The sequence below is a fragment of the Streptomyces sp. NBC_01465 genome (genome assembly GCF_036227325.1).
GTDB lineage: Bacteria > Actinomycetota > Actinomycetes > Streptomycetales > Streptomycetaceae > Streptomyces.
On sequence record NZ_CP109467.1, the window covers coordinates 5,726,800 to 5,752,525 of the forward strand.

A 25,726-nucleotide genomic window follows, 5' to 3' on the forward strand; every position below is an offset into this window, starting at 1 on the left:
AACAAGATATATCGCGTATCGCGAAAGTCAAGCGCGCAGGTGACGGAGGGGTATTTGTCCTAGCGTGGTGGTCATGTCTGTGTCGTCGTCCGACCATGCCGCCACCGGTGCGCTGCTCCTCTGCCGCGCCGACCTCGCGGCCGTACGCCCTGCGGCCCATCTCCTCCGCGAGCGGCTGCTTCTCGCCCCCGCGGGCGACGAGTGGAGCGTCCTGGTCCCCGAGACCAAGCCCTGGCTGCAGGGCACCGACCCGGTCGACCGCGTTGTCTCGGCCTGGGCGACAGCTCTGGCGGTACCCGTCCCGTGGCCGGTGCTCGCCCTCTGGTGGGACCGCGACCGCGCCGGATTCACCCTGGCGGCGGGCTTCCGCCGTACGGTCACCTACGTCTGGCTCGCGGACGGCACCCCGGCCGGCGAGGACGAGGCGATGCGCACCTTCGGGGCCCGGCTCGGCCTCGACCCCGTCCTGGGCTTCCAGGCGCTGACCCCGCTGACCCGCCCCGACACCGACGCGGACGCCCGCGCCCGCCTCATCGCCCTCACCGCGGTCCTCGCCCGCACGGGCCTGGCCCTCCCGGCCGGCCTCACCCCGGGCGAACCGGCCGACCGCCTCCGCGAGGTCGCCCGCATCCAGCCCGCCGCCGAGCAGATCGAGTCCTCGGGCTGGCGCGACGCCGTACGGGCCGAACTGGACGTGGTGGAGGAGGGCCCGCTGGGCCCGTGGCTCCGCGGCCCGAAGGCCCGCATCCTCGGCGCGGTCCAACTCGCCGCCGGAATCCCCCTGTTGGCGTGGGGAGCGACCCGCCGCGGATCCACGGGATGGACGGTCGCGGGGGCACTGCTGATCACGCACGGCGCGCTGAGCCTGGCGTACGACAGGATGCGCGCCGAGGCCTGAGCACCAGAAGCCTGAGGACTACTCGTCCTCGTCCTCGTCGTCCAGCCGCGCCAGCCAGGTGGCCAGCCGCTCGACGGGAACCTCGAAGTCGGGGTTGAGGTCGACGAACGTACGCAGCTGCTCGGCGAGCCACTCGAAGGTGACCTCTTCCTCGCCCCGCCGCTTCTCCAGTTCCTCGATGCCACGGTCCGTGAAGTACATGCACCCAGGATAAGTGGCGGAAAACGGCCGGGCCGCACCCCCCGGAGGGGATGCGGCCCGGCCGCTCAGAACTGTCCTCGACTACGCGTCGAACACCTCGTGCACCAGCTGCTCCTGCTCGGCCTGGTGGCGCTTGGCCGAACCGACCGCCGGGGACGAGCTGTGCGGGCGCGAGATGCGGCGCAGGCGCTCGCCGTGCGGGACGTCCGCGCCGACGGCCAGGTCCAGGTGGTCGATCAGGTTGAGGGCGATGAAGGGCCATGCGCCCTGGTTCGCCGGCTCCTCCTGGGCCCAGAGGTACTTCTCGGCGTTCGGGTACTTGGCGATCTCGGCCTGGACCTCGGCACCCGGGAGGGGGTAGAGGCGTTCCAGGCGGATGATCGCCGTGTCCGTCGAGCCGCGCTTCTGACGCTCGGCCTCCAGGTCGTAGTAGACCTTGCCGGCGCAGAAGACGACCTTGCGGACCGCGGACGGGTCCACGGTCGCGTCGCCGATGACGGGGCGGAAGCCGCCCGTCGTGAACTCCTCCGCCTTCGACGCGGCCGCCTTGAGGCGGAGCATCGACTTCGGGGTGAAGACCACCAGCGGCTTGTGGTGCGGGTTGTGCACCTGCCACCGCAGGAGGTGGAAGTAGTTCGACGGGAGGGTCGGCATGGCGACCGTCATGTTGTCCTGCGCGCACATCTGGAGGAAGCGCTCGGGGCGTGCGGACGAGTGGTCCGGGCCCTGGCCCTCGTAGCCGTGCGGGAGGAGCAGCGTGACGCCCGAGTGCTGGCCCCACTTCTGCTCGGCCGCCGAGATGTACTCGTCGATGACCGACTGGGCGCCGTTGACGAAGTCGCCGAACTGGGCCTCCCACATGACGAGCGACTCGGGGCGGGCCAGCGAGTAGCCGTACTCGAAGCCCATCACCGCGTACTCGGAGAGGAGGGAGTCGTAGACGTTGTAGCGCGCCTGGTCCTCGGAGAGGTACAGCAGCGGGGTGAAGTCCTCGCCGGTTTCCCGGTCGATGAGGACCGCGTGGCGCTGGCCGAACGTGCCGCGGCGCGAGTCCTGGCCCGAGAGGCGCACCGGGGTGCCCTCCAGGAGGAGCGAGCCGATGGCGAGGGTCTCGCCCATGCCCCAGTCGATCGTGCCGTCCTCGACCATGGCCGCGCGGCGCTGCAGCTGGGGCAGCAGGCGCGGGTGGACGGTGACGCGGTCGGGGATGTTGACCTGCGATTCGGCGATCCGCTTGACGGTCTCCGCGGAGATCGCCGTGGTGACGGCCACCGGGAACGCGGCCTGCGGGTCGGGGAGCGGGGCCGACGCGGGGTTCGCGACGGCTTCGCGCACCTCGGCGAAGACCTTCTCCAGCTGGCCCTGGAAGTCCTGGAGCGCCTGCTCCGCTTCCTCGAGGGTGATGTCGCCCCGGCCGATGAGGGACTCGGTGTAGAGCTTGCGCACCGAGCGCTTCTTGTCGATCAGGTCGTACATCAGCGGCTGGGTGAACGCCGGGTTGTCCGACTCGTTGTGACCGCGGCGGCGGTAGCAGATGAGGTCGATGACGACGTCCTTGTTGAACGCCTGGCGGAACTCGAAGGCCAGTCGGGCAACGCGGACGACGGCCTCGGGGTCGTCGCCGTTCACGTGGAAGATCGGCGCCTCGATCATGCGGGCCACGTCCGTGGCGTACATGGAGGAGCGCGACGACTCGGGAGCCGCCGTGAAGCCGACCTGGTTGTTGATGACGATGTGGACCGTGCCGCCCGTGCGGTAGCCGCGCAGCTGCGACATGTTGAGCGTCTCGGCCACCACGCCCTGGCCCGCGAAGGCCGCGTCACCGTGCAGGGCGACGGGCAGGACCGTGAAGTCCGTGCCGCCCTTGTTGATGATGTCCTGCTTGGCGCGGACGATGCCCTCGATGACCGGGTCGACCGTCTCCAGGTGGGACGGGTTCGCGGCCAGCGAGACCTTGATCTGCTCGCCGTCGAGGCCCGTGAAGGTGCCCTGGGCGCCCAGGTGGTACTTGACGTCGCCGGAGCCGTGCATCGACTTCGGGTCGAGGTTGCCCTCGAACTCGCGGAAGATCTGCGCGTACGACTTGCCGACGATGTTGGCGAGGACGTTGAGGCGGCCGCGGTGGGCCATGCCGATGACGACCTCGTCCAGGCGGGACTCCGCGGCGCTGTCGATGACCGCGTCGAGCAGCGGGATGACGGACTCGCCGCCCTCCAGGGAGAACCGCTTCTGGCCGACGTACTTCGTCTGCAGGAAGGTCTCGAACGCCTCGGCGGCGTTCAGGCGGCGCAGGATCCGCAGCTGCTCCTCGCGCTCCGGCTTGGAGTGCGGGCGCTCGATGCGGTCCTGGATCCACTTGCGCTGCTTCGGGTCCTGGATGTGCATGAACTCGACGCCCGTGGTGCGGCAGTACGAGTCGCGGAGCACGCCCAGGATGTCGCGCAGCTTCATCATCGACTTGCCGGCGAAACCGCCGACCGCGAACTCGCGCTCCAGGTCCCACAGGGTGAGGCCGTGCTCGATGATGTCGAGGTCGGGGTGCTTGCGCTGCTTGTACTCCAGCGGGTCGGTGTCGGCCATGACGTGGCCGCGGACCCGGTAGGAGTGGATGAGCTCGAAGACGCGCGCGGCCTTGGTGACGTCGTCGTCGTGGGAGACGTCGATGTCCTTGAGCCAGCGGACCGGCTCGTACGGGATGCGCAGGGCTTCGAAGATCTCGTCGTAGAAGCCGCTCTCGCCGAGGAGCAGGTTGGCGACGACACGGAGGAACTCGCCGGAGGCGGCGCCCTGGATGACCCGGTGGTCGTAGGTCGACGTGAGCGTCATGACCTTCGAGATGCCGAGCTTGTTCAGGGTGTCCTGGCTCGTGCCCTGGAATTCGGCCGGGTAGTCCATCGAGCCGACGCCCATGATGACCGACTGTCCGGGCATCAGGCGGGGGACCGAGTGGACGGTGCCGAGGCCGCCGGGGTTGGTGAGGGAGACCGTCACGCCGGTGAAGTCGTCCATCGTCAGCTTGTTGTCGCGGGCGCGACGGACGATGTCCTCGTAGGCCTGCCAGAACTCGAAGAAGTTCAGGGTCTCGGCCTTCTTGATGCCCGCGACGACCAGCTGACGGTCGCCGTTGGGCTTCACCAGGTCGATGGCGAGGCCGAAGTTGATGTGCGCCGGCTTGACCAGGGTCGGCTTGCCGTCCTTCTCCACGAAGGAGTAGTTCATCGACGGCATGGCCTTGATGGCCTGCACCATGGCGAACCCGATGAGGTGCGTGAAGGAGATCTTCCCGCCGCGGGCGCGCTTGAGGTGGTTGTTGATGACGATGCGGTTGTCGAAGAGCAGCTTCACGGGGAGGGCGCGGACGGACGTGGCCGTCGGGACCTCCACGGAGGCGTTCATGTTCTTCGCGACCGCGGCGGCGGGGCCGCGCAGGGTGACGAACTCCGGACCGGCCGGGGCTTCGGCAGCAGGGGCCGCCTGGGCGGCCGGAGCGGCCTTGGCGGGCGCCGGGGCAGCGGCCGCGGGCTTCGCCGCAGGAGCGGCGGGCGCGGGTGCGGCTGCGGGAGCCGGGGCCTGGGTGGCCGGCTTGGCCGGGGCAGGCGTGGCCTGGACCGGAGCCGGGGTCTGAGCAGCCGGGGCAGGCGGGGCTACCGCAGCCCCCGCGGCTGCGGCGGCCGGAGCGGCGGGGGCGGCAGGGGCCTCCGGCGCCGCGGCATTGCCCGGCTTGTAGTCGGCGAAGAAGTCCCACCAGGCACGATCGACCGAATTCGGGTCCTGGAGGTACTGCTGGTAGATCTCATCGACGAGCCACTCATTGGGACCGAAGGCCGCGGCAGGGCTCTTGCCCTGCCCCGCTTGGTCGGTCGAGATGCTCGAGTTACTGGGGGACTGAGACGACACGGCGGTAACCGCCCTCTTCCGCTTCACAAGGTGATGGACAGCGGGAATAAAGGCTACGCCTCTGTGGCCGCGAGATGCAGACCGGGCTGGCCATCGTCACGTAAGTCACATCGGAACCTGTGTTTCGGGCCTTGAAATGGCGGGAAACAAGCGAGGTTCCGCGCGTTACGGGTACGGCGGCGCATGGCTGCGGCCTCGCAGCCCGCATCCCACACCCGCTTACACTCCGGTAAACCGGCTCCACTGGAGCGGCTTCGCCGCGCGAGGCTGGTGTTCCGGTTCGAACCCTACGTCAACCGCGCGCCGGAAGCCTGCCCGGAAGAGTGACCTGTATACGGCAGCCGCGCACCGATTCGGCCACCCCGATCCGCCCGCCGTGAAGATCCACGGCCCAGCGCGCGATGGCGAGGCCGAGCCCCGTACCGCCGTCGCCGTGCCGGGCGTTCCCGCGGTTGAAGCGCTCGAAGACCTGGTGCCACTCCGACTCGGGGATGCCGGGCCCCTCGTCCATGACCTCCAGGGTCAGCGACTCGGGCTGGGAGCCGCGCCGCGCGCGTACGGTGACGCGGCCGTGCGGCGGGGAGTGCTTGACCGCGTTGTCGATCAGGTTGGCCACCACCTGGTGCAGCCGCTCCGCGTCCGCGTGCGCGGTCAGCTCGGGCGGCGAGACGTCCAGGTGCAGATGGACGTCGGTACGGGTGTGCTGGCCGCCCGAGCCCCCGGAGGAGGCCCGCTGGGCGGCGGCGAGGTTGGCTTCCTTCAGTACGCCCGAGAGGTACGGCCAGACCTCGAAGCGGTGGGCCTTCAGCGGCACCACCCCGTTGTCGAGCCGGGAGAGGTCCAGGAGCGTCTCGACCAGCCGGCCAAGGCGCTCCGTCTGCTTCAGCGCGATGCGCATCGTCGCCGGGTCCGCCTCCGAGACGCCGTCCACGACGTTCTCGAGGACGGCCCGCAGAGCCGCGATCGGGGTCCGCAGCTCGTGCGAGACGTTGGCCACCAGCTCCTTGCGGTGCCGGTCGACGGCCTCCAGGTCCTCGGCCATGCGGTTGATGGTCGTGGCGAGCTCGCCGAAGCCGTCGTTGCGGTCGGCCCCGCGTACGCGGCGGGTGTAGTCGCCGTGCGAGATCGACCGGGCGACGGTGTTCATCTCGTCGAGCGGGGACATCAGCGCGTGCGCCGCGAACTGGGTGATCAGCATCGAGGCGATCACCGAGAAGATCGTGACGAAGCGGAGTTCGATCTTGGCGTTGAGGGCGGCGGTCAGCAGGCCGGTGGTGACCAGGACCGAGACGACGACGAGTGTGCCGAGCTTGGTCCTGATCGAAATCGAGCGCTTGCGTCCGCCGACCCCCACCCTCGTCACGGCGCCGGGGTCTCCAGGGCGTAGCCCACACCGTGGACGGTGCGGATCCGCTCCGCGCCGATCTTCCGGCGCAGCGCCTTGATGTGGCTGTCGACGGTACGGGTGCCCGACGCGTCGGCCCAGTCCCACACCTCGGCGAGCAGCTGCTCGCGCGAGAGGACGGCGCGGGGCGTGTTCGCCAGGCAGACCAGGAGGTCGAACTCGGTGGGCGTCAGATGGACGTCGTCGTTGCGCACCCGTACGCGACGCTGCGCGTGGTCGATCTCCAGCTCGCCCAGGCGCAGGATCCCGCTGCGCGGAGTCGAGGCGGCGATCGTCGCCCGCTCCACCCGCCGCAGCAGTACGTGGACCCTGGCGGCCAGTTCGCGCATCGAGAACGGCTTGGTCATGTAGTCGTCGGCGCCCACTCCGAGCCCGACCAGCATGTCGGTCTCGTCGTCGCGTGCCGTGAGCATCAGGACCGGGACCGGCCTCTGCGCCTGCACACGGCGGCAGACCTCGAGTCCGTCGAAGCCCGGCAGCATCACGTCGAGGACCATCAGGTCCGGCTGCCACGCCTCGGCCGCGTCCACGGCCGCGGGTCCGTCGACGGCCGTCTGCACCTGGAAGCCCTCGGCGCGGAGCCGGGCTGCGATGGCGTCGACGATCGTCGCGTCGTCCTCGACGACGAGCACCCGGCGCTGGGCGCCCGGCGTTGCCGCGACGCCGTTGTGGGTGGTGTGTGTCTGCTCCATCGCCCGCCCCTGCTGTGCTTTCGCAACGTACTTGCTCGTAAGGTCGCTCAGCAGACTAGAGGCTGTGGCGGCATCCCGGCTACGCAGGGCGAACACCGAGATGGACCACGTCGGGGACGCCTCGGGCAACGGCGATCTCTTCGGTTCTTACCTGCTCAAATCCGGCATTCCGCATAGCCGTTTCGAAGGCTTCCGACGGCTGCGCGGACCATACGGCGAGGATTCCGCCCGGTTTGAGACGGTCGCGGCACGCCGCGAGTCCCGCCGGGCCGTAGAGGCTCGAGTTTCCGTCGGTAACCGTCCAGTCGGGCCCGTTGTCGATATCCAGACAGAGTGCGTCAAAGCGCTCATCATTGGTCTGGACGAATACGACGAGATCGGTGGGCAGGATCACAGTCCTCGGATCGGCGAGAGCGGCCCCCGAGATGCGGGAGAGAGGCCCTTCCCGGTGCCAGTCGACGATGGCGGTCTCCCGCTCGACGACCGCGATGCGTCCCCAGCGCGGGTCGGCCGCGGCGTGGGCGAGGGAGAAACCGACGCCGAGGCCGCCGATCAGGACGCTCGGCTCGCTGCGGCTGTCGAGGGCGTCCATCGCCACGTCGATCAGCAGCCGCTCGGACCGGCCGTCCGACGTGTCCATCAGGAAGCACCCGTTGGCGATGATCTCGTAGTGCTCGCCGCGGCTGCGCAGTACGACCTCGCCGTACGGGCCCTCGCGCCGGTCCACCGTGCGCGCCTGCTCCTGCACGTCGTTGATGGCGATCGCCTCCTTGATGCGCGTTCCACGGGGCCCGGACGCGGCCGGAGCCGAGTTGGTTGCCCCGCATGTTCTCTGTGTGGCACACGTCATAGACGAGGCCGGAGGCTATCGCGGAGAGTGCGCGTTGTACGAGTGACTTGTTCACGCACGGAAGGGACCCGGCCGCAGTGCACCCGGCACGGACGCGCACCCCGCTGGACGGCATCCCGTCCCAGCGCGGCAGCGCTGCTTCGGTGCCCGAGCACGCGTACGAGGACCCCACCGGTTTCGCGGTCGCGCCGGACGCCTCGCTCCCCGCCCTGCCCCCGGCTCCCGTACGCCGCCCGTGGCGACGCCTGCTGCGGTTGGTCCCCACCCCCGCCGGGACGCCGTTCACCTTCGGCTACGCGCTGGTCCTGCTCGCCACGTCCCTCTTCGCCGACCACGCCGACCCGGACATCGTCGGCGACCTCCTGCGCGGCTCCAGCACCGATGTCGCCCACCTTGCGCAGACCCCGCTGCTCGCCCTGGTGGGCAGCGCCCTGTGGATCGCGGGCGGCATTCTCTCCCCGTACGCCGTCGGCTTCCTCTTCGTCCTCACCGCGCTGGAGCGCCGCATCGGCGGCTGGCGCGCGGCCGGCGTCTTCCTCCTCGGACATGTGACGGCGACCCTCGCCACCGAACTCCCCGTGGGGCTCTCGGTGGTCACGGGCCACCTCCCCGACTCCTCGCTGCACCGCCTCGACTACGGCATCAGCTTCGGCCTGATGACCAGCTTCGGCGCCCTCGCCGGGCTGGTCGCACCACTGCTGCGCTGGTCGGCGCTGGGCGTGCTGACCGCGGTGCTCGTCCAGGACCTGCTGTCCTTCACCGATCCGCTGACCGGCTGGGGACATCTGATGGCACTGGTGATCGGGGTCGCCTGCTGGCCGCTGGTGCGGCGGTGGAGTGCCGCCCGAACTCCACCAGGCAGTGCCACAACTGCTTGACGTACTGCAGGACTTCGTCCCGGTCGCCCCACCGTGCCCAGGCCTCCGGGTCCCGTACGACCGAGGCCGCCGCGCGTCCGAGTGTCTCGGCGTCGTAGGTGCGGCCGGTCGCGTACGAGACACGGATCAGCTCCGCGAGCGGGAGCATCACCTCGCCCCGGAATTCGGGGTCGATCGCGTCGGGCTCCAGGACAAATCCCGCATGGCGCTCCACGCCGATCCCGTACCGCTCGGCCGCCTTGATCAGAAGGCGGCCGGTTTCCGTGCCGTCGAAGGACGGGTCCAGGACGATCGCCTCCGCGTCGCGCGCCAGGTCGACCGGGCCGTGGACCTGCGCCTCGATGTAGAAGTCCAGGGATCTGCCCGGCAGGGGTGAGGGAGCGGCGTCCGGAAGCCCCTGCAGTACGGAGGCCGGGTCCATCCCCGTGACGCCCAGCGCCGAGCCGGTCGCGGCGGCGTCCGCCAGGCCCGTCAGTACGGGGCCGAACGCGTCGATCGTGCCGACGTGCGCCGGGCCGACATGGCTGTCCCCGAAGCAGTACGTCGCCCGGTCGTTGACGGCGGGCCGCAGCCGTACGTGGCAGGAGCCGAAGCGGGGCGCGGCACCGTCGGAGTGGTGCATCAGGTTCAGGGCGCCGTACTTGGGGCGGTCCCCGGGCGCCACGCCGTCCGCGTGGTACGCCCCGCCGAAGAGCGACTCCTCCCAGGTGTCCCGCAGTCCGCCCGGGTGCGCGGTACGGCTGCCGTTGGACAGGCCCGTCTCGTACTGGCTCCGATAGATCCCGTCCGCGGCCAGGCCCTCCGCGACCGTGCGGCCGCCCGTGGCGATGCGGTCGGGGTGGAAGTTGAGGGTGATGCGGGCGTGCTCGCGGATCGCGGGGATGTACGGGACGAGCGCGTCCGGTCCCGGCGGTGCGGTGCGCGCGGCCGCGCGGATGTGGGCGAGTGCCGCGGCCTGGGCGGGGGTGAGGGTCACTGCTCGTCCGGCGCGAAGTAGAGGCTCGCCATCGGGGAGATCGTGCACCAGCCGAGCGCCGCGTACAGGGCCTGGCCCTCGGGGGTGCCGACCAGGACGCCGGTCGTGGCGCCCGCCTCGTACGCCGTGTTCTGCAGGGTCCGCATCACCAGGGAGCCGAGGCCCTTGCGCTGGTGGGCGGGGGAGGTCTCGATCTGGTCGGCCACCGCGGTGGCGCCGGTCGGGGCGATCTGGCCGCGTGCCGCGAAGTGCCCCTCGGGGGTGCGGACCAGGACGCGGGTGACGCCGCCGCGGGTCCAGGAGGTGAGCGTGTAGCCGGCCGGGAGTTCGGGCCTGGCGGGGGAGAGAGGCGTCGTCATCAGGAAGCCGGGCTGGTCGAACTGCCAGCCGGGGCCGAGCCAGGGCCGTACGGTCTCGTCGTCCGCGAAGAGCTTCAGCCAGGTGCCGGGGGCGGTCGTCGCGGCCACCAGCTTGCGTACGGCCGTCTCGTCGGGGGCGGGCACCACGTGGCGCGAAACGTGCTTGGCCTGGCCGACGTCGATGGTGAAGCCCCACGGCTCGGCGATCGGATCCGAGGTCCCCCGCGAGACGATCCAGCCCCTGATCCAGGCCTCGACGCCCTCTGTCACCCGCTCCATGACACCCTCCCAAAGGTAATGGTCAGTCTCGACAGGAGCACCTTACATAGGGCGATCGCCGAGAGCGAACAATTTTTTGGGAACATTCGGGGGCTCCTGGGCATTGAGTCGGCATAGCTCAACTTCACTGCCTAAGGGGAGATCATGGCTTCCACGTCCACACCGCTCACCTTGCCCGTGCTGCCCCTCGACGACGAGGTCGTGCTGCCGGGAATGGTGGTGCCCCTGGACCTGTCCGACACCGAAGTCCGCGCCGCCGTGGAGGCCGCGCAGGCCGCGGCCCGTTCCACTGGCAACAAGCCGCGGGTGCTCCTCGTTCCCCGGATCGACGGTACGTACGCGAGCACCGGCGTCCTCGGCACCGTCGAGCAGGTGGGCCGCCTCTCCGACGGCGACCCCGGCGCGCTGATCAAGGGCCGCAGCCGCGTACGGATCGGCGCCGGCACGACCGGCCCCGGCGCAGCCCTCTGGGTCGAGGGGACCGAGGTCGAGGAGACCCTCCCCGACCCCCTGCCCGGATCCGTCACCGAACTGGTCAAGGAGTACAAGGCGCTCGCCACCAGCTGGCTGAAGAAGCGCGGCGCCTGGCAGGTCGTGGACCGCGTCCAGCAGATCGACGGCGTCTCCGCCCTCGCCGACAACTCCGGCTACTCGCCCTTCCTCACCACCGCGCAGAAGGTGGAACTCCTGGAGACCGCCGACCCGGTCGCCCGCCTCAAGACGGCGATCGGCTGGCTGAGCGAGCACCTCGCCGAGCAGGACGTCGCCGAGTCCATCGCCAAGGACGTCCAGGAGGGCGTCGACAAGCAGCAGCGCGAGTTCCTGCTCCGGCGCCAGCTGGAGGCCGTACGCAAGGAGCTCGCCGACCTCAACGGCGACCCCGAGGACGAGTCCGACGACTACCGGGCGCGCGTCGAGGCCGCGAATCTGCCCGAGAACGTACGGGAAGCCGCCCTCAAGGAGGTCGAGAAGCTGGAGCGCTCCTCCGACCAGTCCCCGGAGGGCTCCTGGATCCGCACCTGGCTGGACACCGTCCTCGAACTCCCGTGGAACGAGCGGACCGAGGACGAGTACGACATCCAGGGCGCGCGGGCGATCCTCGACGCCGAGCACGCGGGCCTCGCCGACGTGAAGGAGCGCATCACCGAGTACCTCGCGGTGCGCAAACGCCGAGCGGACCGCGGCCTGGGTGTGGTCGGCGGCCGTCGCGGCGGCGCGGTCCTCGCGCTCGTGGGCCCGCCCGGCGTCGGCAAGACCTCCCTCGGGGAGTCCGTCGCGCACGCCATGGGCCGCAAGTTCGTACGGGTTGCACTCGGCGGCGTACGCGACGAGGCCGAGATCCGCGGTCACCGTCGTACGTACGTCGGCGCGCTCCCCGGCCGGATCGTGCGCGCGATCAAGGAGGCCGGGTCGATGAACCCTGTCGTCCTCCTCGACGAGATCGACAAGGTCGGCTCCGACTTCCGCGGCGACCCCGCCGCGGCCCTGCTCGAAGTCCTCGACCCCGCCCAGAACCACACCTTCCGCGACCACTACCTGGAGGTCGAACTCGACCTGTCCGACGTGGTGTTCCTCGCCACGGCGAACGTCCTGGACGCCATCCCGGAAGCCCTCCTCGACCGCATGGAGCTCGTCCGCCTGGACGGCTACACCGAGGACGAGAAGGTCGTCATCGCCCGCGACCACCTGCTCCCGCGCCAGCTGGAGCGGGCCGGCCTGGAGGCGGACGAGGTCACCCTGGACGAGTCGGCGCTGCGCAGGCTGGCGGGCGAGTACACCCGCGAGGCAGGCGTACGGAACCTGGAGCGCGCCGTCGCACGGCTGCTCCGCAAGGTGGCCGCCCAGCATGAACTCGGCGACCAGGAACTGCCGTTCACCATCACGGACGGCGACCTCCGCAAGCTCATCGGCCGCCCCCACCACGTCCCCGAGTCCGCCCAGGACCCGGCCGAGCGCCGCACCGCGGTGCCGGGCGTGGCGACCGGACTCGCGGTCACGGGCGCGGGCGGCGACGTCCTGTTCGTGGAGGCGTCCCTCGCCGACCCCGAGACGGGGGCCGCGGGCCTGACCCTGACGGGCCAGCTCGGCGACGTCATGAAGGAGTCGGCGCAGATCGCGCTCTCCTTCCTGCGCTCGCACGGGGCCGAACTGGAGCTCCCGGTCACCGACTTGAAGGACCGGGGCGCGCACATCCACTTCCCGGCGGGCGGGATCCCCAAGGACGGACCGAGCGCGGGCATCACCCTGACGACGGCCCTCGCCTCGCTGCTGAGCGGGCGTCTGGTCCGTACGGATGTGGCGATGACGGGCGAGGTCTCCCTCACGGGACGCGTCCTCCCGATCGGCGGCCTGAAGCAGAAGCTCCTCGCCGCGCACCGGGCGGGCATCACCACGGTGGTGATCCCCAAGCGGAACGAGGCCGACCTGGACGACGTACCCGCCGAGGTCCTGGAGAAGCTGGAGGTCCACCCGGTGACCGACGTACGCCAGGTCCTGGAGATCGCACTCGCGCCCGCCGAGGCGCGGATCCCCGTCGCGGCCTGAGACGGCAACAGGGCGCTGCCACCCGGGAGTTCGGGGTGGCAGCGCCCTGTGGTGTGCCGGTGGCGGACGTCAGGTGGAGGTCACCTTGAACGCCGCACCGGTGGACGCGGACACCGTGGCCGAACCGGCATAGCCGGCCGTCAGGGTGTGCGTGCCCTTGCTCAGCTTCGGCAGGGTCAGCACCGCCTTGCCGTCCGTCAGCGTCCCGGTGGCGACGACCCTGCCGCCCTCGGTGACGGTGACCGTGCCGCCGGGCACCGTTCCCGTCGCGGTGACGGTGACCGTCACCGACGCCTGCTTGGTGTGCTTGACCGAAGCAGGGGCCTGGACCGAGACGGTCGCCGCCGCCTTGGTCACGGTCAGGACGGCGGTGGCGGAGGACCTCGCCAGCCGGCTGTCGCCCGCGTAGGAGACGGTCAGCGTGTGCGCCCCGGCGGACAGGGTGGCCGGCAGGGCGACACCGGCGTTGCCGTCGGCGTTCAGGGACACCGTGCCCAGGACCGTCGTGCCCTCGCTGACGGTGACCTTCCCCGTCGGGGTGATCGAGGAGGCGCCGGTGACCTTGACGACGGCCTTCGGGGCCGTGCCGTACGCGGTGTCCGCGGCGGTCACGGTGGTCTGCGACGCGCCCTTCGCGGCGCCCACTTCGGCCAGTACCGCGTCGAGTGCGGTCGTCGTGTGCGCGGTGACGGAACTGCTCAGTACGAGCGGCTGGTAGCCGTCCCTGGCCGCGACGACCTGGAGGGTGTGGTTGCCCTCGTCGAGCCACTGCGCGTAGCGGCCGTTGCTGTCGGTCCGTACCGTCCAGGTGCCCAGGTCGCCCTCGATCTGGAGGGTGGCGCCGGACAGCGGGGCCGTCGTGGTGCCGTTCCAGGAGGAGACGGTGCCGGTGAGCTTGCCCCAGGTGGACGGCGGGTTCACGGTCAGCGAGACCGGGACCGGTGCGGTGCCGTAGGGGGTGTCGCCGATCAGTACGACCGACGCCGTGTAGGTGCCGGGCTGGGTGAGGGAGGCGGCGTCCAGGGTGACCGTGAGCGTGGTGCTCTCGCCCGGGGCCAGGGTGACCTTGTCACCGCTCTCGCTCAGCCAGTCGACGCTGGTGGCGTCCGGCTGGTCGTAACCGGGCAGCAGGGTGGCCCAGCTGACCGGCGGGTTGAGACCGCCGAGGGCGCCGCCGACCTGGTAGACGCCGAGTGCGCTGCCGCTGCGGTAGACCGCGTTCGTGGCGTTGGGGATCGCGCTCCAGCTGTCGCTCGCCGGGTCGTAGGCGTATCCGGCGTTGGTACGGGAGGTGCTGTGGCCGGTGATGCCGCCGGAGACCAGCAGACGGCCGTTGGCCGAGGCGTACGCGGAGCCCCACAGGTCGGCGGGCATCCGGGCGATCTTGGACCAGGAGTGCTGCGCCGGGTCGTAGGCGTAGCCGTCCGCGCTGCCGCCGGACTGCTGGCCGCCCGCGCAGTACAGCACGCCGTTGACGGTGCCGCAGGACGCCCAGGCGGTGGCCACGGGGTAGTCGGGGGCCGTGGACCACTTGCTGTGGGCCGGGTCGTAGACCGCGACCCGGCTGCTGCCGCAGGCGCTGTCGCCGCAGCCGCCGACCATGTAGAGCTTGCCGTCCAGGACGGCACTGGCCCCGCCCGCGAGGGGGGTGGGCTGGGGGACGCCGCTGGTCCACCGGTCGGTCGCCGGGTCGTAGATCTCCAGTTCGGAGTCGACGCCACCGCCGGCCTTCCAGCCTCCGGCGACGTAGATCTTTCCGCCGATCAGACCGTGCGCACCTGCGTAACGGCCGTCGGCCGCCGAGGACTTGGCGGTCCAGGCGCCGGTGCTCGGGTCGTACACGAAGAGCGAGCTGAGCACGCCGGTGTCGGAGAGACCGCCGACCGAGTAGACCTTGCCCTGGTACGTCTCGACCATCGAATCCTGGGCGGCCACCGGGTAGTCGGCGATGGAGCTCCACGGCTCACCGGCGGCCGCGTGCGGCTGTACGGTTCCGCCGGCCGTCATCGTGCCGGTCTTCTGTGCCGAGTACGGCGAGAAGGTGCCGGAGACGCGCTGCAGCGGTGCCTCGGCGCCCTTGGCCATCGGCGCGAACGTCCCGGTGCGCTCGGTGACTTCGGCACTGGCGCTCGCGCTGCCGGTGTTGGTGAGCGTCAGCTCCGCGGTGCTCCTGCCCTGCCAGCCGACGGTCTTGGCGACCGGGCCGGTGCTCAGCGTCAGCCGGCCCGCGTCGAGCGCGAAGTCCTGGCGCAGCACCGCGTCCTTGGGGACGGTCGGGGTCTGGTTGCGTGCGGAGTAGTCGGGGCGGGTGGCGGTCAGCTTCTGGGTGCCGGTGCCGGGGACGAACATCGAGTAGAAGCCGGCCGGCAGCGCGGGGTCCTCGGTGGTGGCCGTGGTCTGCGCGGCGACGGCAGGGCTGGTCGCGGTGGTGACCGTGGCGTCCGTCAGGGCCTTGCCGGTATTGCTGTCGGTGACGCGGCCCTGGACGAGCCCGCCGTCGGTGGGCAGACAGCCCACGTTGCCCACGAACAGGTTGTCCATCTCCCACCAGACGCCCGAGGCGGCCGTGTAGTGGAAGCGGACCTGCACCTGCGTCTTTCCGGCGGCCTGGGGGATCGCGACCTTGACCTGGGTGACGTCGTAGCCGGGGTCGTCGGTGCCCTGGTGCCAGACCGTCGTCCAGTTCTGGCCGCCGTCCACCGTGACCTGTACGAGGGCGCTGGATGCGGGGGAGTTGACCGCGGTGTAGTCGTCGGCGAATTCGACGTACGGCACCGGCGCCTCGGACATGTCGATGACCGGGCTGGTGAGCGTGGTGTCCACCGGCGCGGTGCCGGCGGCGCGGCTGTTGGCGACGGCGAAGCCGCCGCTGCCGCCCCGGGTGTAGTTGTCCGGGTTGGTGGCGCTGATCGTGCCGGTGGCGGGGCCGAACTTCCAGCCGCCGTTGCCGGTCGCGTCGGTGACGGTCCACCCGGCGGGGGTCGTGGAGTCGTCGAAGGTCAGGGTGTTGCCGTCCGGGCGGAGCGCGTACCCGGCCGCGGTGCACTCGGAGGCCTGGACCGGCAGGGCGACGTCCTTGCTGACGTCCGCGTCGCCCACCGTGACGGTGGGATCGGCGGTCTCGTAGCCCGCGGCCTGTGCGGTGACGCGCAGGGTGTAGTCGGCGCCGTCGGGCAGCTTCACGCTGTACGCGCCGGTGTACGGGTCGGTGAAGACGGTGCCCGCCATGCCGTCCACGGTCAGCCGTGCGTATAGCGGGTAGCCGTGCCCCGAGCCGTCGGTGACCTTGCCGCTGACCGTGTGCGTGGGCAGCGTGTGCAGGACGACGTCCTGGGTGGCGGTGGCGCCGTCGGTGACCGTGACGCCGGTGCGGGTGGCAGTGGCGTACCCGAACTCGGTGATCTTCAGGTCGTAGTCACCGGGCACGGTGGTGATGCTGTACGTGCCGTTGTCGTCGGTGGTCGCCCGGTTGCCGCCCAGGGTGACCGCTGCGCCCGGCACCGGCTTTCCTGTGTCGTCGGCCGTCACCTTGCCGGTGACCTTGCCGTGCGGGCCCGAGCGGAAGGCGCTGACGCCGTTGGGGGTGCCGAGGCCCGTCGGGCCGTCGTAGCCCTCGGCGGCGGTGCAGAGGTAGTCGGTGGCGCAGCTGCCGTTGGAGCCCGAGGTCACGTCGTTGAGACCGGTGCCGTTCTCGTACGGGAAGGAGTTGGGGTACGTCCCCGCGGGCGGCGTGCCGGCGACGGCGTACACGCTCGCGATGATCGGCGCGGAGGCGCTGGTGCCGCCGAACTCCTGCCAGCCGTTGACCTCGAAGGAGTCGTAGACCGCGACTCCGGTGGCCGGGTCGGCGACCGCCGAGACGTCCGCGACGGTGCGGTTCGCGCAGCCGGTGTCCTTCTGGAACGCCGGCTTGGGCTCGATCGCCGAGCAGCCGCTGCCCGCGCCACCCGCTCCCGCGCCGCCCCACACCGATTCGCTCCACCCGCGGGCGGAGCCGTCCTTGGTGAGCGAGGTGCCGCCGACCGCGGTGACGTACGGGGAGGCGGCCGGGTAGGTCACTCCGTACGCGCTGTCGCCGGAGCTCGCCGTGAGCACGACGCCCGGGTGGTTGTAGTACTCCTCGTCGGTGGTGAGGTCGACCGGGTCCTCACCGGAACCCGAGGTCGCGGAGTAGGACGAACCATAGGAGTTCGACACGTATTTGGCGCCGAGCTCGACCGCCGTGTTGACCGCCGCGCCCAGGGAGTCGGTGTTCGGTGCGTCCGCCTCGACGAGCAGGATGTGCGCGTTCGGTGCCGCCGCCGAGACCATGTCCAGGTCCAGGGAGATCTCCTGGGACCAGCCCGCGTCGGCGACGGGCAGGTCGTTCGTGGTGCCGCGCTGGGAGACCTTGGTGAAGCAGCCGTTGTCCGTGGTGCAGGCCGGTAGGCCGAACTGCGCCCGGTAGACCGCGAGATCGGACTCCGCCGAGGGGTCGTCGTAGGCGTCGACGATGGCGACCGTCTGGCCCGCACCTCCGTCGGCCGGGAGGTTGTAGGCGTTCTGGAGATCGGCCGGACCGTAGCCGGAGGGAATGCTGTTTGCCTCCAGGAGCCCCTTGATGCCCTTGACGTCCGTACGCCGGTTGGCGAAACAGGTCATATGGCCCGGTTTCGGGGTGCCGCACGCGTGGGTGGTGGCGACCTGGGTGCCGGCGGCGGGGGCGTTCGCGACGTGGGGCCGCGCGGCCGATCTCCCGCCGGTGTCGGACGGCACGGCGGCGGTGGCCGCCTGTACCGGGAGCAGGGCGGCTGCGGCCAGAGCCAGCACGGCCGCCCCGAGGGATATGCGCATGGAGTGAACCCGGATTCGTCGTGAGGAGGCAGGAGGGGCCGCGGTGGCGGCAGTTCACCTTCCGTTTCTCCGCACGGTCACTACAAGGTTCCCCGGCTGCGGGCATGTGAAGGTGCGCGAATGAGAAGCCGCAGCGCGGAACCCGCCGCGGAGGCCCGTCCGCCTGTCTGTACGATGCACGCAGAATCGGACGGCGACCTGCTCAATCCGGTCAAATCCCCCTGGGGTGCGGAGGGTTCGATGATCATTCCCGACACCCGGTTCGATCTCGCGGCCCTGGGGATCGGTCCGCTGGCCGAGCGCGTGTACCTGTACCTCATCGACGAGGGCGAGGGCCGGTCCGCCGACGCCGTCGCGGGGCGGCTCGGCATGGACGTCCCGCCGGTGCGCATCGCCCTGGAACAGTTGGAGCGTCGGCTCCTCATCACGCGTTCCGCGGCACCGGTACCGCACTACACGGCCCGCCCGCCCGAGCCCGCACTGGAGTCGCTGGTCTCGCGGTTCGGGGACGAACTCGCCCAGATACGCCTCTACGCCCGCGATCTGCAGGGCAGGTTCCGCGAGGTGGGCGGGAGAAGCGGCCCCAGCGACATGCTGGAGGTCGTGGTCGGCCGGCGGGAGGTGCTGCGGCACTACGCGCACCTGCTGGAGAGCGCGAAGCAGGAGGTCTCGGTCTTCACCAAGCCCCCCTACGTCGTGCCCGGCAGCCCCCAGGACGTGGACAAGGTGCTGCACACGGAGGGCGAGGGCATCCGGCGCGGCGTCCGCTACCGGACCGTCTACGACAGCGCGGCCGTGGATGTGCCGTTCACGCTGGCGCTGGCCAGGGAGAGCATGGAACTGGGCGAGGAGGCCCGGCTGGTGGACGACCTTCCCATGAAGCTGCTGCTCATGGACCGGTCGACGGGGTTCATTCCGCTGGAGACCGACGCCCCGGAGGCGGGCTCGCTCATCATCCGCCCCTCGCCGCTGCTGGACGCGATGGTGGCGCTCTTCGAAGGCGTCTGGGCGCGGGCGATGCCGTTGGTCCCCGCGCAGGAGCCGGACGGTGCGGGGGAGTTGGACGAACGCGCCCGGCGGGTTCTGCTGCTGATGGCGGCAGGCTTCAAGGACGAGTCCATCGCGCGCGCCCTCGGCACGAGCCGGCGCACCGTACAGACCCATGTCAGCCGGATCATGGCGGCGCTCGGCGCCAGGACCCGCTTCCAGACCGCTCTGCTGGCCCGCGAAAGGGGCTGGATCGGCGAAGACGGGACCGGGGCCGGCTGAGCTGTCCGTCCGGGCACCGGCTCCTCAGAAGTCGAGCCAGCCCCGCAGCGTCGCCTGCGCCCCCGCCTGGAAGCGGGTCTCGGCGCCCAGGGAGTCCAGGAGCTGGGTGATGCGGCGGCGTGCCGTGTGGACGTGTACGCCCATGCGGCGCGCGATCGCCTCGTCCTTGAGGCCCGAGGCGAGCAGCCCCAGGAGCTCCTTCTGGGTCTCCGGGAGCGGAACGTCGGCTCCGCCCAGGGGAGTTGCCTGGTCCCAGACCGTCTCGAAGAGGGGGACCAGCGCGTTGCGCAGCAGCGCGTCGCCGACCACGAGGGCCGTGGCGGTGGGGTCGGTGGACTCCGTCGGCGGGAGCAGGGTGATACGGCGGTCCACCACGATCAGCTTGGTCGGGACGCCCGTGGTGACCCGGGCCCGCAGTCCGCGCTCGATCAGGGTGTTCAGGGAGCGCATCCGGCCCGGGTAGGCGAGGCCCTCGCGGTCGATGACCGTACGGACGTCCACGCCCCGGTCGAGGAGCGCCTCGATGTCGAGCCCCGCCGAGCGTGAACCCTCCTCGGTCTCGGGGCCCCTGGCGTACGGCGGGCGGTCGAGGATCATCACCTCGCGTTCGGCTCCCGCGAGCAGGGACTCGGCCCGCTCGCCGATCTCGCGGATGCCGGTGACGATCTCGATCCCGCCCTCGGAGGCGGTCGGTGATCCCTCCATCAGCCGGCCCGCGATCCGGTCCGCCTGCATCATCAGGCGCTCCAACTCGGCTGAACGCTGGTGGAGTTCGGCCTGGCGCCGGTGGATCAGCGTGCGGATCGCGGCCGCCGGGGCGGCCGGGCGGGGGAGCGCGGCGGGGGATTCCGAGTCGGCCGGGGAGATGAATCCATGGTCCGACAGCCTGGTCAGGGCCGCGTTCAGACGCCCGCGCGGAATGCCGAGGAGATGCGCCAACTCGGCGTGATGTGCGGCGCGTTGTTTCAGCAACGCCTCGTAGGTCCGTTCCTCGTCCTCCCCCAGGCCGAGGTCCTGCAGTTCCGCCCCCTGGATCATGACCCGGATTCTTTCGTGGTCACAACAACCACACAAGTGTGTGTGTCCACATGTCAACACGGGCTACGCATTGATGAGTTCGCGTCACGGGAGGTTGCATGGGCATGCCCAGACAGCCAGCGTGGGAGGGGAACCTTGCGTACATCCAGAGCACGTGCAGGCAGATCCACTGGCAGAAGCGGGATCACCGGAGTGGCGGCACTGATGGGCGCCGCCGCCCTGCTGGTCGGCGTCGTGCCCGCGGCCTCGGCGGCGACCCCGCCGGCCGCAACGCCTGCCGAAGTCATCCCGGGGACGGAGACAGCGACCCCGGCACTGGTGGACGGAATCAAGGAATCGGCCGATGCGAAGGTGAGTGCGGCGGCTGCCGCCACCGGGCATCTCGCCGCGAAGAAGAGCCGTTACAAGATCGGCAATCCGGCGGCCGACCTGAAGGCGATCCAGTCCACGAAGGACGGGGCCGAGGAGACCGTACGGCTGAAGCAGACGTACCACGGCCTCGACGTGCTCGGCGGCCAGTACATCGTGCGGATGACCAAGAAGGACGGGAAGCGGACGGTCACCGGGACGTCCGGCCAGTACTTCACCCAGCTCTCCACCGGAACCACCGCCAAGGTCTCCGACCAGGTCGCGGTCCAGCGTGCGGTGGGCGCCGTCGCGGCCCAACTGGGCGGCGGAAGCCAGAAGCTGACCAGGGCGAGCGTGGCGAAGAAGGACCTGAAGCCGCTCACCGGAACCGCGGGCAAGCTGATCGTCCTGCCGCAGGGCAAGGGCGTACTGACCCGCCAGGTCACCGTCACGGGCACCGACCCCGCCACCGGGAACCCGGTGCTGCAGCAGGTCTACATCGACGCGAACGCGGGCTTCCCCGTCCTGCAGTACAGCTCGATCAAAACCTTCGGCGCCCCGCAGCGGACCCAGGCGGGCGCGGCGGCCGCCGACGGCACGGGCGCACAGCCCGAGGCGCCCGAGGCGGTCGGCGACTTCCCCGGCACCACCGGCACCGGCACCAAGCTGGACGGCACCAAGGCCGATCTGAACCTGTACTACTACGCCTCGCGCGGCCAGTACGTGATGATCGACTACGCCCACATGTGGGACACCAGCAAGAACATGCTGACCACCTGGGACGCCCGCGGCAAGGACGTCTCCGAGGTCTCCGGCCGCTGGCCCAGCGGCATGAAGGAGTTCGGCTCCGCCACCCAGGAGTTCGGCGCCGACGCCACCGAGGCGGGCGCGGTCGACGCGCACGTCGCCGCGGGCCAGGTGTACGACTACTACAAGAAGGTGCACGGCCGCGACGGCCTCGACGGGCGCGGCCGTACCGTCAACTCACTGGTCGGGGTCACGTCGTTCGGGCAGCCGTACGTCAACGCCTTCTGGGACGGCGACAAGATGGTCTACGGCACGGGCGACGACGAGTACAAGTCGCTCGCCTCGGACCTGGACGTCGTCGGCCACGAGATGACCCACGGCGTCGTCGAGAACACCGCCAACCTCGTCTACGCGGGCCAGTCCGGCGCCATGAACGAGGCCATCGCCGACTACTTCGGCAACGCCATCGACGTCGACGCCTCCGGCACCTCGATGACCGACCCGGACGCGGGCCTCCTCGGCGAGAACCTCTGCCGCAGCAAGACCCCGCGCGAGTGCGCCTTCCGCGACCTCAACGACGGCGCCACGACCTCCAAGAACTACCTCGGGGTCTCCTTCGGCACCGACAACGGCGGCGTGCACCTCAACTCGACGATCTACTCGGGCGCGCTCTGGGACATCCGCCAGGACCTGGGCGCCGACCTCGCCGACCGCATCGCCTACAAGGCGCTCAGCGAGTACATGACGCCGCTGGACGGCTTCACCCAGGGCCGCAACGCCACCATCGCGGCGGCGAAGGCGCTCGGGGTCACGTCGAAGCAACTGGCGGTCGTCACCCGCTCGTTCAACGCCCACGGCATCGTCCCGGGCTGGGAGAACGCGCTCGGCGTCGACTCGGACAAGCTGCTCGGCAAGATCAACTCGCACTCCACGGGAACGGGCGCCGGCGGCGGCTGGTGGGCGGCCTCGCGCTCCAACGACGACGGCTCCGAGCCGTTCTCGGTCTGGGCGGGCAGGACGACGGGCGGCGGTCTGCGCCTGATCAGCCCCAACAACGGGAACTACAACGTCTACCCGGCGACCGACGGCAAGAACGTCGTCTGGGCGTCCTTCGGGCAGAGCTCGATCGATGTGTTCGTACGGCCGATCGCCGGCGGCACCCCGAAGAAGGTCTGGTCCTCCTACACCGATCTCCAGAACCTGAAGATCGACGGAGACATCGTGGTCTTCGAGGAGTACGACCCGTTCGGCGGACGGCACGCCGGCTACGTCAACATCAAGACCGGCAAGCAGGCGTACGTCGACGGCGGCTCGTACTCCAAGAGCTCGGCGCTCCCCTCGGTCAAGGGCAGGACCCTCGCCTACGCCAAGGTCTGGCCGGACGCGACCGGCTACCACCTGGGCATCGAGACCCTGGACCTGACCACCGGCAAGACCACGCTGATGCCGCAGATCGGCGCCGAGCCGTACTCCGTCGGCCAGACCGGCATCAACGGCACCCATGTGGTGTGGCTGGCCGACACCGACGGTGACGGCACGATGTCGGTGCGCCGGGCCAACTACGACGGCTCCAAGCTGATCGACCTCACCCCCGAGTCGGGCACCGGCGCGCTCTACGCCTACGACCTGACCCTGAGCGACACCTCGGCGACGGTCACGGCCCAGGAGCCCGACACCGCCTACCGCAACGAGACCCTCGCCAAGCTCTGGCAGGTCCCGACGGACGGCACGAGCGGCGCGGTCCGCGTCTCCTGCAACCGGGGCGAGCAGCTCTACGCGGCCGCCGACGGCGGACAGCGTGTGGTGTGGGTGGACGGCACCACGGGCTGGACGGACCTGGTGACGCGGGAGCGTCCGGCAGGGAACTGCGGCTGACGATCCCGTACGTACGGACATGACAGCGGCCCCCGGCGATGCGCCGGGGGCCGCTGTCGGTGTGACAGGTCAGCCGTTGGCGAGGGCCTGGACGCGGTCCAGGGCGCCGTTGAAGTGGCTGTGGTCGCCGACCGTGGGGCCTGACGAGGTGTACTGCCACATCGTCTGCACGCCCCAGCCGGCCGGCAGCGTGCCGACGGAGGTGGCGTAACGGGCGATCCAGAGCGGGTTGATCGAGCCGAAGGCGGCCGAGTTCCCCGTGCACTGGGTCCACCAGCTGGTGGCGGTGTAGATCACCGGGTCGCGGCCGGTCGCCGCCTTGTAGGTGTTGACGAAGTCCTTGATCCAGCTGACCATTCCGGCAGCGGTCTTGCCGTAGCAGGCCGCTCCGTACGGGTTCCACTCGATGTCCAGCGCACCGGGAAGCGTCTTGCCGTCCTTCGACCAGCCACCGCCGTGAGCGATGAAGTAGTTGGCCTGGGCGGCGCCCGTCGTGGTGTCGGGGGTGGCGAAGTGGTACGAGCCGCGGATCATCCCGACGTTGTACGAGCCGTTGTACTGCTGCGCGAAGTAGGGGTTCGTGTAGTACGTCCCCTCGGTGGCCTTCACATAGGCCCACTTCACGCCGGAGCTCCACAACGTCGACCAGGCGACGTTGCCGTTGTGGCTGCTGGTGTCCACGCCCTCGGTCTGCGTGACCTGGGGAGTGACTCCGCCGGTGTGGACGCCGTCGTGAGCGGCGACCCCCATACCCAGCCAGGCGGTGCCGCGAGCGGGTACCTGGGCGGCACCGGCACTGCCGGGAAGGGCCAGAATGAGAGCGAGGACTGCGAGGAGGATCCCGGCCGCGGCAAGAGGTGCGCGGCCGGCCGTTCCGGATCTGTGCACGGGCATGTGCGTGCCTCCGAAAGGCTCGGTGGTGCTCGATGGTGGGGGGAGCAGTGACTGAGCGGTGGTGCGCCAACGAAGCTACGCACGTAGACCCGTGTGGCGGAAGGGGGCCTGGTTGCTGCCGATGGTCTACTCCTGCGAAATACTGACGGAGCTGCGGCGATGTCGGCCGGTGAAAGAAACTTTCAGGATCGGGAAAGCTCGAAATGGGTGCTGACGTGCACGAGAGCGGTACAGGGAGTGAAGCGGAGCCCACGGCTGGAAGTGGTGTGGACCAGGAATTCCTGTCCCTGGAGCGGGAGTTGGCCGTTTTCCTGCGCCGTGCCAGAGCCACGTCGGGCGAGATGTCGCGCGCGGTCCACCCCGATCTGGAGGCCGCCGCGTACGGGCTGCTGGTCTGCCTCGACGAGTGGGGCGTCCAGCGGGCGACCGACCTGGCCGCGTACATCGGCGTCGGCAAGGCGACGATGAGCCGGCAGCTGAAGGCGCTGGAGGAGCTGGGCCTGGTCCGGCGCGAGCAGGACCCGGTCGACGGGCGTGCGTTCCGGATCGACCTCACCGAGGAGGGTCGCGAGCGGCTGCGCAGGGTGCGGGACGCGCGCCGGGCGACGTACGTGAAGAAGCTGGACGGCTGGGACAGGCGCGAGGTCGCCGAACTGGCCAGACTCCTCCATCAGTTCAACAAGCGGGCGGCGGAATGAGCGGGGGCACATCAAGCCCGTCGAGGGGGTCCCCCCTGCTCGAGCGAAGCCGAGAGCTTGGGGGAGATTGAGGACAAGCGGCCGAAGGTCGCTTACGGGAGTCCGAGGGCGACGCCCTCAGAGCTCCACCAGCACCGCCGTCGCATCGTCATGCGTCTTGCTCCGCCGCAGATACCGCCGCTCCACATCCCCGTCCTCCAGAGCCCGCACCCGGTCGACGAGCCCCTGCGGCCCCTCCTTCCGCAGAACCCCGAAGCAGTCGGCCCAGTCGCCCTCGCCGAACTTCTCCACCCACCGGCTCGCCCCGTCGGTCAGCGCCGCCAGAGCCCGCACGTCCCCCACCGGCACGCGCCCCGCCACCGCCCGCCCGGCCACCTCTGGATCCACCGCGGCCGTGAAGAACCCGCCCTCCTGGTTCCGCACCGAGTCCGCCGAAGCCTCCGTGGCCAGCAGCTCGCGCGGCACCCGGTCGAGGCGGTCGTCGAGCACCGCCCGTACGCCGCCCTCCGCGTCCTCCACCAGCAGGACGGAGTCCGACAGCACCAGGTACTCGAGATCGCCCGCGTCCCAACGCGCCGCGACCACGGTTGCCTGAGGTGTGCGCGGGTGAGAAAGGTCACAGGTCCCGGCGTGCGTATCCGCGGTGCGCCGGATTGCTTCCGCCAGGATCTCAGGGAGCGTCATATCCCGTCGCGAACCGGACAGTTCGACCATCGCGCCCCCGAGCCGCGCCGTGAACCACGGCACCCCGTGCACACACCCGTCGTCCCCCACGGGCGGAGTCACCCCGTCCAGTACGACGAGCGCCCCGCCACCGCCCGAGGCAGGCAGGACCGTGCCGCTCCAGTCCTCGTTGGGGCGTACGGGATCTCCGGGGACGGTGGTGACTTCGATGCGCATGAACGCCAGTCTGCACGACGCCTCCACGGGTCGATCACAGCGATCACCACCTGGTCTGAACCAGCAGGTCAACCACCCCCGTCCAGGCGGAAGAAGCCCCTCCGGGAAGCTGCGGGCGCGCATCCTGCCAAAGGCGCACCGGAAG

Annotated in this window: 16 protein-coding genes and 1 pseudogene; 6 read left to right on the forward strand and 11 right to left on the reverse strand. The window is 70.6% G+C overall.

Annotation, left to right across the window (positions count from 1 at the left end; all coding sequences use genetic code 11):
* The first annotated feature begins 73 nt into the window (after window positions 1-73).
* The gene (locus OG707_RS27090) at window positions 74-898 is read left to right on the forward strand and encodes a hypothetical protein (protein WP_329122742.1); all 825 of its coding nucleotides are present in this window, start codon (window positions 74-76) and stop codon (window positions 896-898) included.
* A gap of 18 nt (window positions 899-916) precedes the next feature.
* Here OG707_RS27090 and OG707_RS27095 read toward each other — a convergent pair whose 3' ends face one another.
* From OG707_RS27095 to OG707_RS27115, 5 genes are all read right to left on the reverse strand, one after another.
* Window positions 917-1,099 (reverse strand): DUF6104 family protein, encoded by a 183-nt coding sequence (locus OG707_RS27095; protein WP_003961784.1) that lies wholly within the window; start codon window positions 1,097-1,099, stop codon window positions 917-919.
* A gap of 81 nt (window positions 1,100-1,180) precedes the next feature.
* Window positions 1,181-4,996, reverse strand: a complete 3,816-nt coding sequence (locus OG707_RS27100) for a multifunctional oxoglutarate decarboxylase/oxoglutarate dehydrogenase thiamine pyrophosphate-binding subunit/dihydrolipoyllysine-residue succinyltransferase subunit (RefSeq protein ID WP_329122744.1) — start codon at window positions 4,994-4,996, stop codon at window positions 1,181-1,183.
* A 292-nt stretch (window positions 4,997-5,288) separates the two neighbouring features.
* Window positions 5,289-6,359, reverse strand: coding sequence for a HAMP domain-containing sensor histidine kinase (locus OG707_RS27105; protein ID WP_443071396.1), 1,071 nt, complete (start codon window positions 6,357-6,359; stop codon window positions 5,289-5,291).
* Entirely contained in the window at window positions 6,356-7,093 is a 738-nt protein-coding gene (locus tag OG707_RS27110; protein ID WP_329122746.1) for a response regulator transcription factor, read from the reverse strand. The genes OG707_RS27105 and OG707_RS27110 overlap by 4 nt, the downstream gene beginning before the upstream one ends.
* A gap of 79 nt (window positions 7,094-7,172) precedes the next feature.
* Window positions 7,173-7,841: a spermidine synthase gene (locus tag OG707_RS27115; protein ID WP_329122748.1), complete on the reverse strand. Its 669-nt coding sequence runs from the start codon at window positions 7,839-7,841 to the stop codon at window positions 7,173-7,175.
* A 179-nt stretch (window positions 7,842-8,020) separates the two neighbouring features.
* On the opposite strand from OG707_RS27115, the gene OG707_RS27120 reads away from it, so the two are divergent.
* Entirely contained in the window at window positions 8,021-8,821 is an 801-nt protein-coding gene (locus OG707_RS27120; RefSeq protein WP_329122751.1) for a rhomboid-like protein, read from the forward strand.
* Window positions 8,822-8,849: 28 nt separating this feature from the next.
* On the opposite strand, the pseudogene OG707_RS27125 reads toward OG707_RS27120, so the two are convergent.
* Window positions 8,850-9,845: pseudogene (locus OG707_RS27125) on the reverse strand (DUF3626 domain-containing protein); the annotation flags it as partial.
* Window positions 9,794-10,435 carry a GNAT family N-acetyltransferase gene (locus tag OG707_RS27130; RefSeq protein WP_329122753.1) on the reverse strand — a complete coding sequence of 214 codons (642 nt, stop codon included), beginning with the start codon at window positions 10,433-10,435 and terminating at the stop codon, window positions 9,794-9,796. The gene OG707_RS27130 and the pseudogene OG707_RS27125, both read right to left, overlap by 52 nt.
* A 144-nt stretch (window positions 10,436-10,579) precedes the next feature.
* Between OG707_RS27130 and lon the strand changes: the two genes are divergently transcribed.
* On the forward strand, window positions 10,580-12,979 hold the full coding sequence (gene lon / locus OG707_RS27135; RefSeq protein WP_329122755.1) for an endopeptidase La: 2,400 nt from the start codon (window positions 10,580-10,582) through the stop codon (window positions 12,977-12,979).
* A gap of 69 nt (window positions 12,980-13,048) precedes the next feature.
* Here lon and OG707_RS27140 read toward each other — a convergent pair whose 3' ends face one another.
* Window positions 13,049-17,812 carry a carboxypeptidase regulatory-like domain-containing protein gene (locus tag OG707_RS27140; protein ID WP_329122757.1) on the reverse strand — a complete coding sequence of 1,588 codons (4,764 nt, stop codon included), beginning with the start codon at window positions 17,810-17,812 and terminating at the stop codon, window positions 13,049-13,051.
* Window positions 17,813-17,986: 174 nt separating this feature from the next.
* Here OG707_RS27140 and OG707_RS27145 point away from each other — a divergent pair, with 174 nt between their 5' ends.
* The gene (locus tag OG707_RS27145; protein ID WP_329122759.1) at window positions 17,987-19,081 is read left to right on the forward strand and encodes a helix-turn-helix transcriptional regulator; all 1,095 of its coding nucleotides are present in this window, start codon (window positions 17,987-17,989) and stop codon (window positions 19,079-19,081) included.
* A gap of 24 nt (window positions 19,082-19,105) precedes the next feature.
* Here the strand turns inward: OG707_RS27145 and OG707_RS27150 are convergent, their stop codons facing one another.
* Entirely contained in the window at window positions 19,106-20,119 is a 1,014-nt protein-coding gene (locus OG707_RS27150) for a helix-turn-helix domain-containing protein (RefSeq protein ID WP_329122761.1), read from the reverse strand.
* A 192-nt stretch (window positions 20,120-20,311) separates the two neighbouring features.
* On the opposite strand from OG707_RS27150, the gene OG707_RS27155 reads away from it, so the two are divergent.
* Complete coding sequence (locus OG707_RS27155; RefSeq protein WP_443071397.1) at window positions 20,312-23,089, forward strand: M4 family metallopeptidase; 2,778 nt, start codon at window positions 20,312-20,314, stop codon at window positions 23,087-23,089.
* 69 nt (window positions 23,090-23,158) lie between these two features.
* Here the strand turns inward: OG707_RS27155 and OG707_RS27160 are convergent, their stop codons facing one another.
* The gene (locus OG707_RS27160; RefSeq protein ID WP_329122764.1) at window positions 23,159-23,983 is read right to left on the reverse strand and encodes a lysozyme; all 825 of its coding nucleotides are present in this window, start codon (window positions 23,981-23,983) and stop codon (window positions 23,159-23,161) included.
* 203 nt (window positions 23,984-24,186) lie between these two features.
* Here OG707_RS27160 and OG707_RS27165 point away from each other — a divergent pair, with 203 nt between their 5' ends.
* Window positions 24,187-24,681: a MarR family winged helix-turn-helix transcriptional regulator gene (locus OG707_RS27165; protein ID WP_329122766.1), complete on the forward strand. Its 495-nt coding sequence runs from the start codon at window positions 24,187-24,189 to the stop codon at window positions 24,679-24,681.
* 117 nt (window positions 24,682-24,798) lie between these two features.
* Here the strand turns inward: OG707_RS27165 and OG707_RS27170 are convergent, their stop codons facing one another.
* Window positions 24,799-25,581: a protein phosphatase 2C domain-containing protein gene (locus OG707_RS27170; protein ID WP_329122768.1), complete on the reverse strand. Its 783-nt coding sequence runs from the start codon at window positions 25,579-25,581 to the stop codon at window positions 24,799-24,801.
* Window positions 25,582-25,726 lie beyond the last annotated feature (145 nt).

Coding starts and splice junctions, on each gene's coding strand:
- OG707_RS27090 (WP_329122742.1), top strand. CDS start 74: ATGTCTGTGTCGTCGTCCGACCATGCCGCCACCGGTGCGCTGCTCCTC.
- OG707_RS27095 (WP_003961784.1), bottom strand. CDS start 1,099: ATGTACTTCACGGACCGTGGCATCGAGGAACTGGAGAAGCGGCGGGGC.
- OG707_RS27110 (WP_329122746.1), bottom strand. CDS start 7,093: ATGGAGCAGACACACACCACCCACAACGGCGTCGCGGCAACGCCGGGC.
- OG707_RS27130 (WP_329122753.1), bottom strand. CDS start 10,435: ATGGAGCGGGTGACAGAGGGCGTCGAGGCCTGGATCAGGGGCTGGATC.
- lon (WP_329122755.1), top strand. CDS start 10,580: ATGGCTTCCACGTCCACACCGCTCACCTTGCCCGTGCTGCCCCTCGAC.
- OG707_RS27140 (WP_329122757.1), bottom strand. CDS start 17,812: ATGCGCATATCCCTCGGGGCGGCCGTGCTGGCTCTGGCCGCAGCCGCC.
- OG707_RS27145 (WP_329122759.1), top strand. CDS start 17,987: ATGCACGCAGAATCGGACGGCGACCTGCTCAATCCGGTCAAATCCCCC.
- OG707_RS27150 (WP_329122761.1), bottom strand. CDS start 20,119: ATGATCCAGGGGGCGGAACTGCAGGACCTCGGCCTGGGGGAGGACGAG.
- OG707_RS27160 (WP_329122764.1), bottom strand. CDS start 23,983: ATGCCCGTGCACAGATCCGGAACGGCCGGCCGCGCACCTCTTGCCGCG.
- OG707_RS27165 (WP_329122766.1), top strand. CDS start 24,187: ATGGGTGCTGACGTGCACGAGAGCGGTACAGGGAGTGAAGCGGAGCCC.
- OG707_RS27170 (WP_329122768.1), bottom strand. CDS start 25,581: ATGCGCATCGAAGTCACCACCGTCCCCGGAGATCCCGTACGCCCCAAC.